This is a genomic window from Vibrio gallicus (assembly GCF_024346875.1).
Classification (GTDB): domain Bacteria; phylum Pseudomonadota; class Gammaproteobacteria; order Enterobacterales; family Vibrionaceae; genus Vibrio; species Vibrio gallicus.
This window is the reverse complement of record NZ_AP024871.1, coordinates 172,733-191,550: the sequence shown is the minus strand read 5'-3', so window position 1 is coordinate 191,550 and position 18,818 is coordinate 172,733. Positions and strand designations below refer to the sequence as shown.

The window sequence follows — 18,818 nt, the reverse complement described above, 5'->3', positions numbered from 1 at the left end:
ATTTATGGCAAAGAGCACGCCCAATCAAACCCTAACCGTAGATAACCTATGGCAATTTAGCCTACGCTACTACTCGGTTCGAGAAATTAAAGAGGCGTGCCTAACCCTACAAAATCAATTCGATGGCAATGTGAATTTGCTACTAGCATTGCGTTGGCTAGAACAACATAGGCTGACCTTTCCAAAACAACAGTGGCCCCAACTTCAGCAAAGCCTTGAACGAACAGAGTCACTTTTACATGATTTTCGTCAATTGAGACGTAAAACCAAACAGTACCTCCCCAACTCTATAGACAAAGAGTCACTGCAATTCGAATTGCAATTGGAGCGCGAGCAACAGGTGGATATCGTGGCAGCAATTCATACCTTAACTATCACAACTGCAACCACTGAAAACTTGATAGATGAATACTGTCACCAATTGGGAGCTAAGCAACTTATTGATGAATTTAGGACACAAAGAGATGCAGAATAAATTCACACCGCACTGGAGCATAGCCAACCCTCACTTACAGACCCTGCTACCTCGGTTTGTAAGAAAGACTCCCTTGTTTACTCCTATATGGGAATCCATTCAGACCCCAGATAACGACTTTCTTGACTTGGCGTGGAGTGAAGATTGGAATCAGCTCCAAGCTTATAAAAAGCCCATTTTCATTTTATTCCATGGCCTTGAAGGTAGCTTTAATAGCCCCTATGCCAATGGACTAATGCACGCATTTGCTGATAAAGGTTGGCTTGCAGTAATGATGCATTTCCGTGGATGTAGCGGCAAACCAAACAAACAAGCCCGCGCTTATCATTCGGGAGAAACTGAAGATGCGCGTCAATTTTTAGAGCATCTAAATCAAAGGTTCCCATACAATCCTAAGGTAGCCGTCGGTATATCGCTAGGAGGGAATATGCTAATCAACTACCTAGCTAAATATGCCGATCAACCACTCATAGATGAAGCCAGCATAATCTCAGCTCCATTAGATTTAGCTGCGTGCTCGAAGCGTATTGAACACGGTTTCTCCAAGCTATATAACAGCTACTTGCTTAACTCATTGAAGCAATCATCTCTCAATAAATTGCATCTACTCGAAGAAGCGCTTGGCATTAATCGAGAAATGATCCTGAACATGCGTTTGTTACATCAGTTTGATGATGCTATCACAGCTCCGTTGCATGGCTTCGATAATGCAAAAGACTATTACACTAAATGCTCCGGACTACCCAAGCTCAATCAAACCTCAATCCCAATAAACCTTATTCATGCTTTAGATGACCCTTTTATGACCGATGAGGTTATTCCAAAGTTTAAGCTTGCTAGCAACCTTAAATATCATTTACTACCTAAAGGTGGGCACGTAGGTTTTATCCAGGGCACACCTTTTGAACCCAAATTCTGGTTAGAGATGGTGGTTCCCGCTTTTTATGATAAGTTTATACCCTCTACCTTTTAAGTTGATGTAATCCATGATCGTACCTTGGCAAGAAATTAGCCCTGAAACACTAGAATCCTTAGTAAAAGAATTTGTTCTTCGAGAAGGAACCGATTACGGAGATATAGAAGCAAGCTTACAGGACAAGGTTGATCAGGTTGTATTACAACTAAAAACCGGAGAAGCTGTTATCGTCTACTCTGAACTACATGAGAGTATCGATATCAAAGTAGGTAAAAACTCTCAACTCGTTTAACTCACATTCGACAAGGAACGTCATGTCAGCCAAGCACCCTATAATAGCAGTCACTGGTTCTTCAGGAGCAGGCACAACTACAACCTCAGAAGCCTTTCGTAAGATGTTTAATATGATGAAGGTTAACGCGGCTTGGGTTGAGGGAGATAGCTTTCACCGTTTTACCCGCCCAGAGATGGACATCGCCATCCGCAAAGCCAAAGAACAGGGCAAACACATCAGTTACTTTGGCCCTGAGGCGAATGATTTTCCTGCTCTCGAAGAGTTTTTTAAAGAGTATGGTGAAAAAGGCGAAGGCAAGGTTCGCCGTTATCTGCATACCTTCGACGAGGCTGTACCATATAATCAAATGCCGGGCACCTTTACCCCGTGGCAGGATCTTCCAGAAAATAATGACCTATTATTTTACGAAGGATTGCATGGCGGCGTCGTTGACCATAATTGCAATGTAGCTCGTCACGTTGATCTACTCATAGGCATGGTGCCGATTGTAAACCTAGAGTGGATTCAGAAATTCGTGAGGGATACTCGAGATAGAGGTCACTCTAGAGAAGCTGTTATGGACTCGATCGTACGCTCTATGGATGATTATCTTAATTTCATCACTCCGCAGTTCTCCCGTACCCATATTAACTTTCAACGAGTCCCGACGGTTGACACCTCAAATCCTCTCAATGCTAAGGGTATTCCGAGCTTAGATGAGAGCTTTGTTGTGATTCGAATGCGAGGCTTCAAAAATGTCGATTTTCCATATCTTTTAGCCATGATTGATGGCTCATTTATGTCGAGACATAACACTTTAGTGGTTCCTGGTGGCAAAATGAGCTTTGCAATGGAGCTCATAATCCGCCCGATTTCACAGCAACTTTTAGAAACAGGAAAAATAGGTTAGCTCGTGCATAGTGCACACTCTTGTGCAAGATTGTGATTCAAAGCACGATTTCGCTTACATTTTCGTCAAATTCGACCGATCAAAATCAAGAAATGTAGAACAAAAAGAGATACTATTCGTAATACAAAAATGACGCAGTTCACAGCAACTGCGAGCCTTCAGCCATGATAGGCAACAATACGAACATACTCGCTGTAGAGAGGAAGATAAGAATATGGTTTTAGGTAAACCTCAAACAGATCCAACTTTAGAATGGTTTTTGTCTCATTGTCATATCCACAAATACCCTTCAAAGAGCACCCTGATCCACGCTGGTGAAAAAGCCGAAACTTTGTATTACATCGTTAAAGGCTCAGTCGCTGTTCTAATCAAAGACGAAGAAGGTAAGGAAATGATTCTTTCTTACCTAAACCAAGGTGACTTTATTGGTGAGCTAGGTTTATTTGAAGAAGACCAAGAGCGTACTGCTTGGGTTCGTGCTAAATCACCATGTGAAGTAGCTGAAATCTCATTCAAAAAATTCCGTCAACTTATCCAAGTAAATCCTGACATCCTAATGCGTCTTTCTTCGCAAATGGCAAACCGTTTACAGGTTACTAGCCAAAAAGTAGGCGATTTAGCATTCTTAGATGTTACTGGTCGTATTGCACAGACTCTACTGAATCTTGCAAAACAACCAGATGCAATGACTCACCCAGACGGCATGCAAATCAAGATCACTCGTCAAGAGATTGGTCAGATTGTTGGCTGTTCTCGTGAGACTGTAGGTCGTATCTTGAAAATGCTAGAAGAGCAGAATCTAATCTCTGCACACGGCAAAACTATCGTAGTTTATGGTACTCGCTAATTCATAATTAGTGCATGTATACAAAGACCGCTGTCATAATCTGACGGCGGTTTTTTTATTCTAGCTTTTAGCTTTAGCCATCGGTACTTTCAAATATCTTATCTGCTGATGCCTCAACAAAGCCGTGGTAGAGCTGGCCTTGATGATCATTGTATCGCTTCGCAAACTCATAGAACCCACCCGGAATTACGTGCACACCATCGCTAAATGTGACTTCGACCTTATCAGCCATAGTAGAGGACTGCTCCAGCAATACATCGGCACTGCCCTTCACCTCTCCTCCTGATGCATTAATAGCAAAGCCCTTACCCTTTAGGAAATCATTAACTTGAGCAACATCCTCATATTTTGATAATTGATTTACACTAACGGTAAAGTGGTTTGCACCATATCCATGTGCGGCAACCCATGCGGCATATTCACTTTCACTCGCTAGATTTTGATAATCTCCAAAGTTTAATTCCCATAGCCGCCCTTGACACAAAAAGTCAGCTTGATGCAGTTTGTCAGCCTCTATTTGCGCCACCAGCTTAAGCACGATATTACGTAACTCATTTGAACAAAGGTGTAATTGCAGCTGGCTAATAAAGACCTTAGGCATAGTGGGATCTGGGTGCTGATAATGCTCTGCTATCAACTTTTTACTTTCAAATACATAATCCCCACCTTTTACGTAACCAAGCTCAATAAAAGGCTTAGCCAATGCCGGCAAAGCAACAGGATCAACACCAAAAGTACGCAGCGCGATGTGGTCATTGAGTAATGTTTGATCTTGTTTTAATAGTTGTTGGATAACTTGAGATGAGGGACAAAGACGCCCGTGAAAGTCTTCCCACAGTTTTTCAAACAATTTTTCAGCTGCCATACATCCTCCTTGCTATTACATGCTAATACCTGGCGACAAAGACTCAGGTAATAATGGTTCCGTTCCGTGAATCGATGCCATAGGGTAAGCACAATAATCTGCGGCGTAAAAAGCACTGGGACGAAGGTTGCCCGATGCGCCTGGGCCGCCAAATGGTGCATCACCACTTGCCCCTGTAATAGGACGATTGCGATTTACTATTCCAGCACGGATTTCATCACAGAACTGCTCCCACTGTTCATCTAAGGTAGAAATAAGGCCAGCAGAGAGCCCATATTGGGTGCTATTTGCTAACTGTATAGCTTCAGAGAATGATGAGTAGCGGACAACTTGTAATAGAGGACCAAAGTACTCTTCATCGGGTAATTCAGCTACAGCACTCACATCTAGAATTGTCGGAGATAAAAATGCATCACTACCTAACTCACCTTTAACCAGATACTCGCCACCTTGCCCCACCAAACTCTCTGCCGCTATAACAATTTGCTGCGCCGCAGTTCGAGAAATAAGCGTCCCCATAAATGGCTGCTCACCCGCAAAGGGCTGATCCATTTTAAGCTGCTTGGTCACCTCAACTAAACGCGAGACTAAGGTATCACCGGTATCACCATGAGGGATATAGAGTCGACGAGCACAGGTGCAGCGCTGACCCGCGCTAATAAATGCAGACTGGATGATAGTGTATACCGCAGCATCTAAGTCACCATGTTGCTCTGAAACGATAAGCGGGTTATTCCCCCCCATTTCTAAAGCCAACATTTTCTCTGGTTGACCTGCAAATTGGCGATGCAAGATATGACCCGTTTGCGCACTACCAGTAAACAGCAAACCATCAATATGGTTCGAACTGGCCAAGGCAATACCAGTCTCTTTTCCACCCTGAACAAGATTGATAACCCCAGCAGGAATACCGGCCTCTTGCCACAGCTTAACGGCTAACTCACCACATAAGGGGGTAAGATCTGATGGTTTAAATACAACCGTATTACCAGACAGTAACGCCGGAACAATATGACCATTTGGTAAATGAGCAGGGAAGTTATATGGACCAAATACCGCTAAAACACCTAATGGACGATGCTGAAGTGTAACGCTATTCTCTCCAACCTGTTTATGTTGAGTCCCTGTACGCTGATGGTAAGCACGAATAGATAGCGCAATTTTTCCAGCCATCGCCGCAGCCTCAGTGCGGGTTTCCCACAATGGCTTACCTGTTTCTTGGGCAATGGTTGTCGCGATTAACTCAGCATTCTCTTTTACTAACTCAGCAAAGCGCAATACGACCTGCTCACGCTGTTCAAAAGAGCGCTTTTTCCAACCTAAAAAGGCATTACGAGCACTCAGCACTGCAAGCTCTACTTGCCCCTTCGTTGCGCTATGGCCATGCCAGATTGATTGGCTGTTGTAAGGTGATTGAGAACCGAGTTCGCCACCTTGACCTGAGATCCATTCACCCGCTATGAAATGCGTTGTCATATCCATTCATCCTTGTCGTTGTGTAAACTTACTGCGCCACCATACGAATCCAATCCCCATTTTTGACTTCGAGGGCCATAGCGACCTTTGCCGACAAAGTTACGATTTGAGATTCATGGTCAACAGCGGCGGGCTGTGCAACAGCACGGAAGTTTTCAAAAGAGGTATTACACATAATATAGTTCTGAGTACTATGCTGTTCTGCGATAGAAACCTTGGCCCTAAATGAGCGACGCACTGTATCTATGTTGTGTACATCACACTCTACCGTCGGGCCCGCATCGAAAATATCGACATAATCTCGACAGATAAACCCTTCTTTCTCTAACAGGCGTAATGCAGGTTTAGTGTTATCGTGTACCTTACCGATAACAGCCTGAGCCTCTTCACTTAATAGGTTGATATAGATAGGCAGCTTAGGCATCAAGTCTGCAATGAAACCTTTATTACCTATCCCTGTAAGGTAGTCCGCATGGGTGAAATCAATAGAGAAGAAGTGGTCTTGCAACCACTCCCAAAACGGAGATTTACCCGCTTGATCGGACACCCCACGCATCTCAGCAAATATAGTTCGAGAAAAGCGATGTGGATGCTCAGCCAGCATCAAAAAGCGGCACTTAGACATCAAGCGACCATTTAAGCCCCCACGAAAACTGGGGCGCAAAAACAGAGTGCATATCTCTGAGCATCCGGTGTAGTTATTACCAAAGGTTAGTAAGCGTGCAACGTTGTTCACCCCTAAGGCTTGCGAAGAGTGAACCACCTTACTGATATGGTATGAATAGAAAGGTACGTCCCAACCCACAGCGGCTTCGACACCAGTAGTGCCTGCAACTTCTCCTGTATGACTATCAAATCCAACCATCAAGTACCCTTCATCACTGGGTTCCTTAACGTTCTGCTTGGCAAAACTGACAACAGAATGTTCAATTCGATTGTTAAGCAGGGTTTCATTTACGGGTAAAGATGTAAATCCATGCCCGGATTCCTCTGCACACATATAAAGAGCGTTGTAATCTTCCTTGGCTATTGGGCGTACTACCAACATCGCACTATCCTCCTGATAGATAACTAAGCGTTATATAATTTCGCCACCGCGCATTCTAAGCGGGCAAATCCTTGTTCAATTTCTTGTGTTGAAATAACCAATGATGGCGCAAAACGAACCACATTAGCACCAGCGACTAGCAGCATTAAGCCCTCATCACCCGCAGCAACCAGTACGTCACGAGCACGACCTTGCCACTCATCAACCAGTTCAGCTCCGATCAATAACCCCTTACCTCGAACCTCTTTAAAGATTGGGTATTTAGCATTAATTTGCGCAAGATGGTCACGAAACAGCTGTTCACGCAGCTTCACTCCATCTAGCACCTCTGGGGTTGATATGTGGTTAACAACTGCCTCTGCGACAGCACACGCTAATGGGTTACCACCATAGGTTGAGCCGTGAGTCCCAACTTTAAGGTGTTTAGCTACCTTATCTGTAGTCAAGATGGCTCCAATTGGAAAACCGCCCCCTAGGGATTTGGCAGTACTTAAAATATCTGGAGTTACACCAAGGCCTTGGTACGCATAGAAATCACCAGTACGACCATTACCCGTTTGCACCTCATCAAACACCAATAACGCATTATGTTTATCACACAATTCACGCACTGTTTGGGCAAACTCTGGCGTCGGCGGCACGATTCCACCCTCACCCTGTAAAGGTTCCATCATGACTGCACAGGTTTTATCTGATATAGCCGCCTTGAAAGCCTCGATATCGTTATATGGAATATGTTCGATATTGCCAGGCTTTGGTCCAAATCCATCGGAGTATGCCGCTTGTCCACCAACGGTTACCGTGAAGAAGGTACGGCCATGAAAGCCTTGATTGAAAGCAATGATTTGAGTTTTGTCTGAACCATAGTTATCAACGGCATAACGACGAGCAAGCTTAAGGGCTGCCTCGTTGGCCTCTGCTCCAGAGTTGGCAAAAAATATCTTATCTGCAAAGCTTAACTCGGTGAGTTTTTTCGCTAATCTCAATGCCGGCTCATTGGTCATAACATTGCTCAAATGCCATAATTTATTAGCCTGTTCGGTCAACGCCTTAACCATCACTGGATGGCAATGCCCTAAACAGCTAACAGCAATACCACCAGCAAAATCTATATATTCTTTGTCTTGCTGATCCCATACTCGCGACCCTTCTCCTCTAACGGGAATCATTGGCAACGGGTTGTAGCAAGGTAGCATTACCTTGTCGAAATCTTGGCGGGTTACTTCTGAAAACATGATGCGCTCCTTTTCTGTTTCCCTTCAGCCTAATGAGAAAATAGGCCAATGGCAAAGCATGAGATAGAGATTTCCTCTGTATGCGCATTGTATTAACAAATTATTAACTAATTCAAGACTTATTTATACATAATTACTACCGGAATCGGCACCAAAGATAGACAATGTGAAGCATGATGTATAATTGAGCGACTAGCAAAAATAAAGGTCGCTGATGGGTTGAAAATTAACGAATTAGCTTGAGGAAATTGTTGAGAATGTCGTGACCCTGTTCGGTTTTTATCGACTCCGGGTGAAATTGCACCCCTTCAATAGGCAAAGTTCTATGTCGATAGCCCATAATTTCAAACGGCTGACCGGCTTCATCTAGTGTCCATGAGGTCATCTGTAAGCACTCAGGGAGAGTGTTTTTGTCTACAACCAAAGAGTGATAACGCGTTACCGTAAGCGGGTTATTCAAGCCATTAAACACCCCACAACTATTATGCTCAATCGCTGTGGTTTTACCATGCATCACTTTATGTGCCCTTACTACTTTAGCGCCCAACACCTGCGCAATAGCTTGGTGACCAAGACACACACCGAGTATCGGTAGTCGCCCCATAAAGTATTGAATGGCTTGTAGGGATATCCCTGCATCATCTGGCGTACAAGGCCCAGGAGAAATAACCAAAGCCTGCGGTGATAAGGCTTCTATTTCTTGAATAGTAATTGCATCATTACGCACCACTTTCACCTCACACCCTAACTCACAAAAGTATTGATATAGGTTGTAAGTAAAAGAGTCGTAGTTATCAATAATTAACAGCATGGGGAAAGATAGGCTCCAAAAAAAATACCACCGCAAAGCGGTGGCATTCTATCACAATTATTTAAGCTGACGCCTAGGCATTTTATAGAGGGCGTTTAACAAAACCTACCGTTTCATAAACCTTATCTAAGGTTACGGCAGCTCTAGCTGATGCCTTTTGAGATCCCGCTTTCATCACTTCAGTAAGATACGGAATATCATTACGCACACGCTGGTATTCAGATTGAATCGGCTCTAGCATTGCAACAATGGCTTCACCAACATCTTTCTTAAATGGGCCATACATTTCAACCCCTTGATATTGAGCCTCAATTTCAGCAAAGGTTTTGCCTGTTGCCGCAGAATATAATCCCATAAGGTTTGCAATACCGCCCTTATTTTCTACATCATAAGCAATACGAGCTGGGCTTTCTGCATCTGTTTGAGCTTTGTTAATTTTCTTCAGAATGGATTTAGGATCTTCTAGCAAGGTAATAACGTTCTTACGGTTATCATCTGACTTAGACATCTTCTTCGATGCATCCTGTAGGCTCATAACACGAGCATTTACTGTAGGGATGTACGGCTCTGGAACCTGAAAAATAGGTGCCTCAGGCGTACCGTAGAGGTTATTAAAACGGTTGGCAATATCACGAGCTAGCTCTAAGTGTTGCTTCTGGTCGTTTCCTACAGGAACCTGATGAGCACCATACAACAGAATGTCGGCAGCCATAAGCACTGGGTAGCCATACAAGCCAACATTGACATCGTTGGCGTAGCGTTGTGCTTTATCTTTAAATTGAGTCATTCGATTTAGCTCACCCATCTGGGTGTAGCAGTTTAGAATCCACGCCAGTTGAGCATGTTCAGGCACATGAGACTGCACAAACAATGTACTCTTCTTGGGATCAACACCAACCGCTAGGCAAACTGCTAATGCATCTAAGGTTGCCTCTCTCAGTGCTGCTGGATCTTGACGCACGGTAATCGCATGAAGGTCAACAACACAGTATTGGCAATCATAGTCATCTTGCATCTGTTGCCATTGACGCAGAGCACCTAGATAGTTACCAATGCTTAATTCACCAGACGGCTGAACACCACTTAACACTATAGGTTTCGCGCTCATGTTATGACTTCCTCAAAACTACAAATAAATCAAATATGGAACACAGCAGTGTACTCACCAACGAGTATATTGCCAAAGAAAATAATCGTTTTTTAGCTTTAAACACTCAAAAGTTCATTTTGCTTCAATACTGAAAGTAACCCTGATAATTCTTCAATCAAAAAATCGGGAGATGACAGTTCGATAGGCTCACCATGATTGTAGCCATAGGGAACAGCGACAGACGCTACTCCGGCATTTTTCGCGGCCAATACATCGTTTTTAGAATCACCGACCAAGATGAACTCTGAATGTTGCAGTGCATGCTTATCCATTAAATAGTTCAATGGCATAGGATCTGGTTTACGCTTAGCAAACGAATCGCCACCAAGAACATCAACGAAGAACTCAGATATACCTTGCTGCTCCAATATTTCTGGCACGAAACACAAGGGCTTATTGGTGACAATTGCGAGCTTATACCCCTCATCAACCAACTGCTTAAGTGTATTTTTTACACTCGGATATAAATGACTTTTACTGTGGCCACAGCTGGCATAGAAGTAATCAAATTTCTCCCGTGCCTGTGTTTTTAGCTCCTCACTTAGACTTGAGTCTACTGCATAACTTTGGCTCAGAGCTCTTGCAACTAAGATATCTGCACCATTTCCAACCCACTCTCTAATTTGCTCTTCACTTACACCTGGGCGACCTATAGCTCGCATTGCTTGATCAGTTGCTAGGGTTAGATCTGGCACGCTATCTAGTAATGTGCCATCGAGGTCAAAAGCAATAAATTTAATCATTACTTTTCTCCAGCTCACTGCGCATTTCATCAATGACTTGTTTGTAATCTGGCTGATTAAAAATAGCCGAGCCTGCAACGAACATATCTGCACCTGCTTCGGCAATCTCACGAATATTGTCGACCTTAACCCCACCGTCGATCTCTAAACGGATATTACGTCCACTGGCATCGATGCGTTTACGTACCTCACGCAATTTGTCTAAGGTTGCGGGAATAAAGGATTGACCACCAAAGCCAGGATTAACCGACATGAGTAAGATCAGGTCGACTTTATCCATAATGTAATCTAGGTGGGAAAGTGATGTTGCTGGGTTTAGCACCACGCCGGCCTGACAGCCATGTTCTTTAATTAGCTGTAAGGTACGGTCAACGTGTTCAGAGGCTTCTACATGAAAGGTAATCATAGTTGCGCCCGCTTTGGCGAACTCAGGAACAATAGAATCAACAGGCTTAACCATTAGATGAACATCGATAGGTGCTGTAATGCCATAATCTCTTAACGCCTTACAGATTGGAGCGCCAAAGGTGAGATTAGGAACATAGTGGTTATCCATTACATCAAAATGCACCACATCAGCCCCCGCTTGCAGTACGCGCTCTACATCTTCACCTAAGCGGGCAAAATCTGCGGAGAGTATAGAGGGAGCTATTAAAAAGTCTTTCATCTGTGGCCTCAAAGTTATAGAAGTAAGCTAACGAACAAAATTGTACAAAAGCTATACCTTTAACTCAAAACCAATTGTGATTTTTGTCTTATTCAGCAGGTGGTTGAAACAGTGCCAGCAGCTCATCGACCTTATTACGGCCTGCGCCATTGCGACTAATGGTGCGTTTTACCTTAACCACGTTTAATTTTGCGCCATGATAGAGGCGACGAGTTAGGGTCGTATCATGATTAGAAATCAGTACTGATACTTTCTGTTTTGCTACTGTGCGCTCAGCAATATCTGCCAATGCGGCCTGATCATCTAAAGAAAAGCCATTGCCTGCATAGGTAGTAAAGTTGGCTGTATGTGAAAGTGGTGCATAAGGGGGATCACAATAAACTGCAGACTCTGGTCGAACTCGGTCAAACGTTTCTTTATACCCAGCACAGATAAAGGTCGCTTTCTGCGACTTTTCAGAAAAAAACTCTAATTCAGCTTCGGGAAAGTATGGCTTTTTGTATGAACCAAATGGAACATTGAAGCCACCTTTTTTGTTATAACGACACAGACCGTTAAACCCAAAACGATTCATATACAAAAAAGCAATTGAGCGAAACTGAATATCTTTGCTTTCATTAAATTGTCGACGAACATCCAGATAAGCCTGCTTTTGATTATATTCAGACGTGAATAAACGCCTAACCTCTTCAATATAAGGCTGAGGGTTGGTCTTCAAAAGGTTGTACAGGTTGATAAGATCAGGATTGATATCAGCGAGTAAATAGTCATCATAATCCGTATTTAAAAATACAGATCCTGCCCCAACGAAGGGTTCCACCAGCGTGTTTGCTTGCGGAAGATGGCGCTGAATATCTTCAACTAAGCCGTACTTTCCGCCTGCCCATTTTAGAAAGGCACGTTTTTTCTTCATTGCTGGTTTAACTACCCTTGTTCAATTGGTGGCGAAATGTAACATAAAAACGACGCGAGCTCAGCGTTATTTTCCAATCTCTATCTCTTTATGCACCTGAGACATTGATTTAACCCATGGCCCCAAATTTTGAATATCAGCCGACAATTTTGAAATGGCAGATTGAGCTTTACTTACTGTCTTGAAGTCTTGATAAGTAATTATGTACCACTGTTTATTAGAGCGAATCGTAGGGTAAATTCGAACCCTATCTACTACATGATACTGCTCAATAAATCCTTCGACCTCTTGCATGTTTTTAAGTGCTGCAAGCTGCACTGTATAACGCTTGCTTGATACAGCTAGTAAGGCATCTCTAGAGAACGAAAAGCTGACAGCGGGCCGAGGTGTCACCGGCTCTACAACTGGCTTAGTAACCTGGTTATCACTATCAATCAGCCCATCTAATACCTGTTCTGGAACAATCACCCGCTGACGTCCGTTAGAGCTTTTACCGACTGTAACTGTTTTATCCAGCACTGGCGGTGGTAGTGCGGCATCATCTACCTGTAAGGTATCTGGCTTTATCGGCTCCATCTCATGTGGTTGTGCCTCACCTTGTGCCATCGTCAACTCGGTGATAGCTGATGTAGACTTAGATTCAGCTTCAACCTGTTGCGACTGCATGTTATCGCCAGCAAGCCACCACCAAACAAAGCACCCAATAAGCGCAACAACAACCGCTAGCAGCAGGCCATATTTAACTGAACCACGAGAATTTGACGGCATTTTTTTACTCACTTTCTCTTCCGTACCTAAATGATTGAGCTGCCCTGGAGAAACCTTTCTATGTCTGTAACGCTTCCGAATTTGGTCTCTCTTGGCCATATTATCAAAACGACGCAGTACTAAAATATCTAGAAATAGGTCTTTATCCTGCGATGAAAGACAAGGAATAGTAATGACCCTAGGTCGTACATTGAAATTAATTTGCAGCGGGTTTATTTTTTCAAGTTGTAACTCAGGTGTGGCAGATAGCACTAAGTGAATACTTAGTGTTGGGTGTGCAGTTAGGCGCTCTACCAGACCCCAAAGTTCACTCAGGATGTCGGTGCTTGCGATCCCTGCATCGTCAATAACAAGCAACATGCGATGCGATTCAAGACCAAAAGCTTGGTCTAGGTTTTCATAGAGACTCAAGGCAGGATCGAAGGCATATTCAGACACTAACTGTTCAAACAGTTGCAGCTTAAACTCCAGCATTGATAGCTTGGGTTTACACTGGATTAGTCCACGATGCTTTGCAGAGTGAAATTCGACAAAAAAACGTTGGCTAATAGTGCTTTTCCCAGCACCAGTAGCCCCCGAAATAATAACTAAGCTAGAACCAAATTGCAGGCCAGAATTCAGTTGCTCTAATAGGTGCGACTGTGTCTCTAGCTCTAGCCATTTAGCTGGCTCGCTTGTTACCCTTTTGTGCTGCTTAAGCTTATGAATCAGGCTCATCCGTCACTCCTTGACTTCAGTTAATACCGCGCCTAATACCCTTATTTAGTTTGTCGGCTATCCTCGATCGCTTGATATACATACTTATGATCAAGGTCACTTACCACTTGTGCGCTACCAATACTGTTAGGAATAATCAATCTTAGTAGACCAGATAGAACCTTTTTGTCTCGCATCATATGCTTCATAAAATCTTCTCCCGTCATCTCCTTTGGAGTATGTACAGGCAGATCAAAAGCCATGAGTAAAGACTCAATACGCTGTGCGTCGGTGCTAGTCATTCGACCATCAAGGCTTGCAGCGCGAGCTGCCATCACAGTGCCAGAAGATACCGCCTCACCATGTAACCAATTACCATAGCCCATTTCGGCCTCTATAGCATGACCAAAGGTGTGGCCTAGGTTCAGTAGTGCACGAACACCTGACTCTTTTTCATCCTCAGCAACTACATCCGCCTTTATTTGACAACACTTAGCAATAGCGGTTATCAGGGATGAAGCATCGAGTTGAGTTAGAGATTGTTGGTTTTTTTCGATCCATTCAAAGAACGGGGCATCGATAATAATGCCATATTTAATCACCTCAGCCATACCTGCTGCAAATTCACGCTCAGGTAAGGTATTTAAGGTTTCAATATCGATAATCACTGCTTTGGGTTGGTAAAACGCACCGATCATGTTTTTACCTAACGGGTGATTTACCGCGGTCTTCCCACCGACTGATGAGTCTACTTGGGATAGTAAGGTGGTTGGGATCTGAACAAAATCAACTCCGCGCTGATAACAAGCAGCAGCAAAGCCGACTAAATCTCCCACTACACCACCACCAAGCGCTACCAACAACACATCTCGCCCATAATTATGTTCAAGTAAGAATGTCATCACTTGATTAAACGTATCTAGAGATTTGTATTGTTCACCATCTGGCAATTCTAGTACCCGAGTCAGACACCCTAAGTTTTTAAACTGCGCTTCTACTTGATCGGCGTATAAAGGGCCAACAGTAGTATTGGTGATAATAACGACACTTTGTTTAGAAAGGTCTTTAGTGGATGGGAATAGAGAAGAATAAAGGGCCGGGTTTCCCAATAACCCAGCACCAATTGAAATGGGGTAGCTTCGCTCCCCTAAACTTACCGTGATCCGTTCCATGGGATGCACTCCTCAGTAAGATTAACGCTCTTCCAGCATTTTAACGATTTGATTCGCAACAACTTTTGCGCTTTGGTCGTCAGTTTTTACTGTGTAATCGGCAACATCTTCATAAAGAGGGTTGCGTTCAGCGGCTAAACTCTCAAGAACTTCACGCGGCTCATCTATTTGTAGAAGAGGGCGTTTTTTGTCGCGGTTAGTGCGAGCAAGTTGCTTCTCGATAGTTGTTTCAAGGTATACAACAACACCTCGAGCAGACAAGCGGTTGCGGCTTTCTTTACTCAGTACAGAGCCACCACCAGTTGCCAAAACGATACCCAGATTCTCAGTCAGATCATTGATTACGGATTCTTCGCGTTTACGAAAGCCATCTTCGCCTTCAACATCGAATACCCAAGCAATATCTGCACCGGTGCGTTCTTCGATCACAGTATCCGAATCAACAAACTCCATATGAAGTTGTTGTGCTAGGTGTCTACCAATTGTACTTTTGCCGGCCCCCATAGGGCCAACAAGAAAAATATTACGTTTCTCGGCCATGTTCAGCAATTATTTACAACGTTAAATCAAAAAATAAATCGCCATTATTTATCATCGTGTTATTGATGACGCACTTCAATGACGCCTGGTTCCTCACATAAAAATCGTGATAAGACCCGAAATTATCTGGATTTGCAGGCGATTTTGCAATCAAAATTTGTTTTTTTTTATTTTTCTTGGCTAAGAACCCGCTTTTTCACTCAATTTACGTAACTTTATTTAGATACTGTGTCCTGTATTTTAGGTGTTACAAAGATCAATAACTCACTACGTGCTAATTTTTCAGAGGTTCGCCGAAAAAAGCCGCCAATCCACGGAATTTCAGCAAGATACGGGACTTCTTCTACATTTTTGGTGACGCTTTTTTGAAAAATACCCCCTAATACAAGGGTTTCGCCATCATCAATAAGTACTTGGGTGTGGATACGTTGGGTGTCAATTGCGACCGCTTCTCCGATTCCAGTCTTAACCACCTGCCCAGGTCTATCTTGAGTAACATTAAGGTCTAATACTAATCGATTATCTGGGGTTATCTGTGGCGTTACCTCCAAACTTAACACCGCCTTACGAAAAGAGACGGAAGTGGCACCACTTGAGGCTGCCTCCAAATAAGGGATCTCAGAACCTTGCTCTATATATGCCGGTCTTTTGTTGGTTGTTACCAACCTTGGACTCGAAATAATCTCGGCTTTCGCCTCTGCCTGCAATGCTGATAACTCGAGATCCAATAAAGTATCAGAGCCTAGACTGGCTAAACGTAGCGCGATACTGGTAGCATTTGGGTTAACCACGCCAAGATTTACATTCAAGTTATCTGCTATCACATTACTTCCCTGCAATGACTCCAAACTCGGCGCAACAGTCACCGGATTACCAGTTTTAGTTAATCCCCATCGAACCCCTAACTCATCCAAGTTACCTTGACTTAAGGTAACAATACGAGCCTCAATTAAGACCTGTTTTATAGGGATGTCTAGCTGAGTAATGATTTTTTGTATCTCAGCAAAGCGAGCCGGATATTCATAGATAAGCAAAGAATTAGTACGCTGGTCGACCGACAAACTGCCTTCGGCCGAAATCACGCCTTGAGAGCGATGCTGCCCCAGAATATCCGCAATATCTGATGCATTAGCGTATTTTATAGAAAATAGTCGAGATTGACGCTTCTCTGATGTTAAGTGTGGCGTTTGATTGCTATTGGATACTGGTACCTTTTTCTTTAGCGGTGGAGGCTCAAACCACTTCTGCTCAGCCAATACGACGGGGGCGAACAATAATAGCAGCAAGCAAAGTTCAATCTTCATTTCTCTCTCCATTAAAAGGTATATTTGGAGCGTAGAAATCGATATCCATAACGGCTTTAAGCCTTTCTCCCCCTCTTTCAACTCGAAGCATTGCGATGCGATTAAGGTAGGGATAATTAAGTACATCAACCGACAATCGATGAAAGGCATCGAATTCGCCATACAGTGTAATATGCAGCCGAAGTCGATTATCTACTGTAGACCAGTGCCAAGATTCAACCTCAATGCTTTGCGGAAGCTTAGGTGCAATATAAGCGTAAAAATCCTGAGCCGAGAATGGTGGTGCCAGTTGCGATAATTTTTCATGATATGCCTGCCCATAATCGACATTAACCTCACGATAAGTTCGCAATTCATTTAGCAGTGTTATACGTACAATATCTTGCTGTTGATACAGGTGCAGATATTGCTGCTTTTGCTCACTATGCCATGCGTTCCAGTACCAATATAACGTCAGGTTTATTAGCCCGCTAATGCCCACACCAATTAGCAAACCTACCTTCGGTGATAAGGTCCATACTTTATGCCACTCAATGAATCGCCAATTCAACATCTCTATCACCTTGTAGGAGTAGGTTTAGCTCAAAGGTTGAAAGTGGTGGCGTTGAAGAGCTATGCAGTGCCTCAAGGGTAACCGACTCTATATTTATCTGATTTCGCAAGCGCGAAACCAACTCATCTAGAAGCAAAAAATTTTCGACTTGCCCTTTCGCTAAACATAACGAGAGCTCACATTGCAACGAATGAATAAATACGCCTTTCGGTAAGGTGCTCGGTAATGCCTCAAAAAGATTAGTTACATGGAAGGTTCGCAATTGTTCATTGATATCCATAAGCAAATCGCGGTATTTAATATTTTCCAGATAATAGGCCTGCTCGCTCTTAACCTGCTCACGCAATTTCCCTACCTCAACCTTTGTCACCGATAACAATTCGCTTTCTTTCATTTCTTGAAGTGACATAAAGCCAATAAACAAACCATGTATGCAAGTAAGTAATAAAATAGGGGTAATTGTCGACAGTATCATTAGTCGTTTTTGACTTTGAAAGCGAGCTTCTCGCCACGGTAAAAGGTTTATCATCACCTGACACCCTTGCGCCATTGATAAGCGCTAACCGCGGTGGCTAATACAGAATAAAAGTGAGTATCAATAGAGATATGCAGAGCCTGCCATATTTCTAGCACGTCAACTAAAACCACCCCATCAAGGTTTATATTGAACTGCTGATCAGGGCTAAATATAGCGATGTGAGCGATCCCTTCTCCTCTGATATCGTGAGCTATTTCATCTATCAAATCCGGCTTATCTATGGGCAAGTTGCGCACGTAAATACCACGTCTAAATCGAACGAAATTAATGCGCTTAGCCTCAACTTCAATGTAAGCCTCTACATTATGTTGAGCTACTTGGTTGTAGGTTCGACATAGACAAATCAAGTCCATTACCTGCCACCCAACAATATCTGCCTGTACACCTAATTGAGATTGCACCTCGGACAAAGCCTGAGTTTCATAGATAAACAACTCTAGGGAATCAATACCTTCTACATGGTCACAGCTAAGCGTTCTATGGGCATACTCGGTATTAACCACTTCATCTATCTGCTGCCTCACCCACCACTGATTAACGTCTTTAGGTTTGGCCTTGAGTTTATGCAGTACATTATCTTGACGTAAACTTAACGCGACATCCGTTCTCCAGCGGTTTATAAAATGAGACACTGTATGGATGCGCCTATTGAATTGACTGCGTGAAACTTGCTCGCACTCTAAAACTTTCCAATGCTTTTTAGAAATGGCAATTGTTAACAGTTGGATATCTTGACCTGCGTTTTTTAGTGCCACTATGTGTATTTGGAACATAAGCCCTCGAAAAATGAGATAAAGATCAAAAATATAGGAAGCTAAGTTAAAAAAGGGTTAAACTTACCTAATCGAGATATTCACCGAATTCACGGGTTATCTCGTCATGAAATATTTGTCGCAAATCGGCGATGAAGCAATTAA

General features: G+C 43.2%; 20 protein-coding genes and 1 pseudogene. 5 read left to right on the top strand and 16 right to left on the bottom strand.

Annotated elements, in window-relative coordinates:
* Positions 1 to 4 precede the first annotated feature (4 nt).
* The 5 genes from OCU28_RS00900 (at position 5) to crp (ending at position 3,422) form a co-directional block, all read left to right on the top strand.
* Positions 5 to 475 carry a TIGR02444 family protein gene (locus tag OCU28_RS00900; protein ID WP_261816510.1) on the top strand — a complete coding sequence of 157 codons (471 nt, stop codon included), beginning with the start codon at positions 5 to 7 and terminating at the stop codon, positions 473 to 475.
* Positions 465 to 1,448 carry a hydrolase gene (locus OCU28_RS00895; RefSeq protein ID WP_261816509.1) on the top strand — a complete coding sequence of 328 codons (984 nt, stop codon included), beginning with the start codon at positions 465 to 467 and terminating at the stop codon, positions 1,446 to 1,448. Before OCU28_RS00900 ends, OCU28_RS00895 begins: the two co-directional genes overlap by 11 nt.
* Positions 1,449 to 1,461: 13 nt before the next feature.
* Positions 1,462 to 1,683, top strand: coding sequence for a YheU family protein (locus OCU28_RS00890; RefSeq protein ID WP_261816508.1), 222 nt, complete (start codon positions 1,462 to 1,464; stop codon positions 1,681 to 1,683).
* A gap of 22 nt (positions 1,684 to 1,705) precedes the next feature.
* Positions 1,706 to 2,575, top strand: a complete 870-nt coding sequence (locus OCU28_RS00885) for a phosphoribulokinase (protein WP_261816507.1) — start codon at positions 1,706 to 1,708, stop codon at positions 2,573 to 2,575.
* Positions 2,576 to 2,789: 214 nt separating this feature from the next.
* Positions 2,790 to 3,422 carry a cAMP-activated global transcriptional regulator CRP gene (gene crp / locus OCU28_RS00880; protein WP_017036097.1) on the top strand — a complete coding sequence of 211 codons (633 nt, stop codon included), beginning with the start codon at positions 2,790 to 2,792 and terminating at the stop codon, positions 3,420 to 3,422.
* A 73-nt stretch (positions 3,423 to 3,495) separates the two neighbouring features.
* Here the strand turns inward: crp and OCU28_RS00875 are convergent, their stop codons facing one another.
* The 16 genes and pseudogenes from OCU28_RS00875 to OCU28_RS00800 form a co-directional block, all read right to left on the bottom strand.
* Entirely contained in the window at positions 3,496 to 4,287 is a 792-nt protein-coding gene (locus tag OCU28_RS00875) for a DUF1338 domain-containing protein (RefSeq protein ID WP_261816506.1), read from the bottom strand.
* Between the two features lie 15 nt (positions 4,288 to 4,302).
* Positions 4,303 to 5,763, bottom strand: a complete 1,461-nt coding sequence (astD, locus tag OCU28_RS00870) for a succinylglutamate-semialdehyde dehydrogenase (RefSeq protein WP_261816505.1) — start codon at positions 5,761 to 5,763, stop codon at positions 4,303 to 4,305.
* A 28-nt stretch (positions 5,764 to 5,791) separates the two neighbouring features.
* Positions 5,792 to 6,811: an arginine N-succinyltransferase gene (gene astA / locus OCU28_RS00865; RefSeq protein ID WP_261816504.1), complete on the bottom strand. Its 1,020-nt coding sequence runs from the start codon at positions 6,809 to 6,811 to the stop codon at positions 5,792 to 5,794.
* A gap of 23 nt (positions 6,812 to 6,834) precedes the next feature.
* Complete coding sequence (locus tag OCU28_RS00860) at positions 6,835 to 8,046, bottom strand: aspartate aminotransferase family protein (protein WP_261816503.1); 1,212 nt, start codon at positions 8,044 to 8,046, stop codon at positions 6,835 to 6,837.
* Positions 8,047 to 8,272: 226 nt separating this feature from the next.
* The gene (locus OCU28_RS00855; protein WP_261816502.1) at positions 8,273 to 8,857 is read right to left on the bottom strand and encodes an aminodeoxychorismate/anthranilate synthase component II; all 585 of its coding nucleotides are present in this window, start codon (positions 8,855 to 8,857) and stop codon (positions 8,273 to 8,275) included.
* Positions 8,858 to 8,939: 82 nt separating this feature from the next.
* The gene (trpS, locus tag OCU28_RS00850; RefSeq protein ID WP_261816501.1) at positions 8,940 to 9,965 is read right to left on the bottom strand and encodes a tryptophan--tRNA ligase; all 1,026 of its coding nucleotides are present in this window, start codon (positions 9,963 to 9,965) and stop codon (positions 8,940 to 8,942) included.
* 98 nt (positions 9,966 to 10,063) lie between these two features.
* Positions 10,064 to 10,750 (bottom strand): phosphoglycolate phosphatase, encoded by a 687-nt coding sequence (locus OCU28_RS00845; protein WP_261816500.1) that lies wholly within the window; start codon positions 10,748 to 10,750, stop codon positions 10,064 to 10,066.
* Positions 10,743 to 11,417: a ribulose-phosphate 3-epimerase gene (rpe, locus tag OCU28_RS00840; protein WP_261816499.1), complete on the bottom strand. Its 675-nt coding sequence runs from the start codon at positions 11,415 to 11,417 to the stop codon at positions 10,743 to 10,745. The genes OCU28_RS00845 and rpe overlap by 8 nt, the downstream gene beginning before the upstream one ends.
* Before the next feature lie 88 nt (positions 11,418 to 11,505).
* The gene (locus OCU28_RS00835; RefSeq protein ID WP_261816498.1) at positions 11,506 to 12,330 is read right to left on the bottom strand and encodes a Dam family site-specific DNA-(adenine-N6)-methyltransferase; all 825 of its coding nucleotides are present in this window, start codon (positions 12,328 to 12,330) and stop codon (positions 11,506 to 11,508) included.
* Positions 12,331 to 12,396: 66 nt separating this feature from the next.
* The gene (locus OCU28_RS00830) at positions 12,397 to 13,815 is read right to left on the bottom strand and encodes an SPOR domain-containing protein (protein WP_261816497.1); all 1,419 of its coding nucleotides are present in this window, start codon (positions 13,813 to 13,815) and stop codon (positions 12,397 to 12,399) included.
* 41 nt (positions 13,816 to 13,856) lie between these two features.
* A complete protein-coding gene (gene aroB / locus OCU28_RS00825) occupies positions 13,857 to 14,966 on the bottom strand; it encodes a 3-dehydroquinate synthase (protein WP_261816496.1) in 1,110 nt (369 codons plus the stop codon).
* Between the two features lie 21 nt (positions 14,967 to 14,987).
* Positions 14,988 to 15,506 (bottom strand): shikimate kinase AroK, encoded by a 519-nt coding sequence (gene aroK, locus OCU28_RS00820; protein ID WP_261816495.1) that lies wholly within the window; start codon positions 15,504 to 15,506, stop codon positions 14,988 to 14,990.
* A gap of 215 nt (positions 15,507 to 15,721) precedes the next feature.
* Positions 15,722 to 16,666 (bottom strand): annotated as a pseudogene (pilQ, locus tag OCU28_RS00815) (type IV pilus secretin PilQ); the annotation flags it as partial.
* A gap of 133 nt (positions 16,667 to 16,799) precedes the next feature.
* Positions 16,800 to 17,363: a hypothetical protein gene (locus OCU28_RS00810; protein ID WP_261816494.1), complete on the bottom strand. Its 564-nt coding sequence runs from the start codon at positions 17,361 to 17,363 to the stop codon at positions 16,800 to 16,802.
* Positions 17,341 to 17,892 (bottom strand): hypothetical protein, encoded by a 552-nt coding sequence (locus tag OCU28_RS00805; RefSeq protein ID WP_261816493.1) that lies wholly within the window; start codon positions 17,890 to 17,892, stop codon positions 17,341 to 17,343. The genes OCU28_RS00810 and OCU28_RS00805 overlap by 23 nt, the downstream gene beginning before the upstream one ends.
* Complete coding sequence (locus tag OCU28_RS00800) at positions 17,892 to 18,674, bottom strand: hypothetical protein (RefSeq protein ID WP_261816492.1); 783 nt, start codon at positions 18,672 to 18,674, stop codon at positions 17,892 to 17,894. The genes OCU28_RS00805 and OCU28_RS00800 overlap by 1 nt, the downstream gene beginning before the upstream one ends.
* Positions 18,675 to 18,818 lie beyond the last annotated feature (144 nt).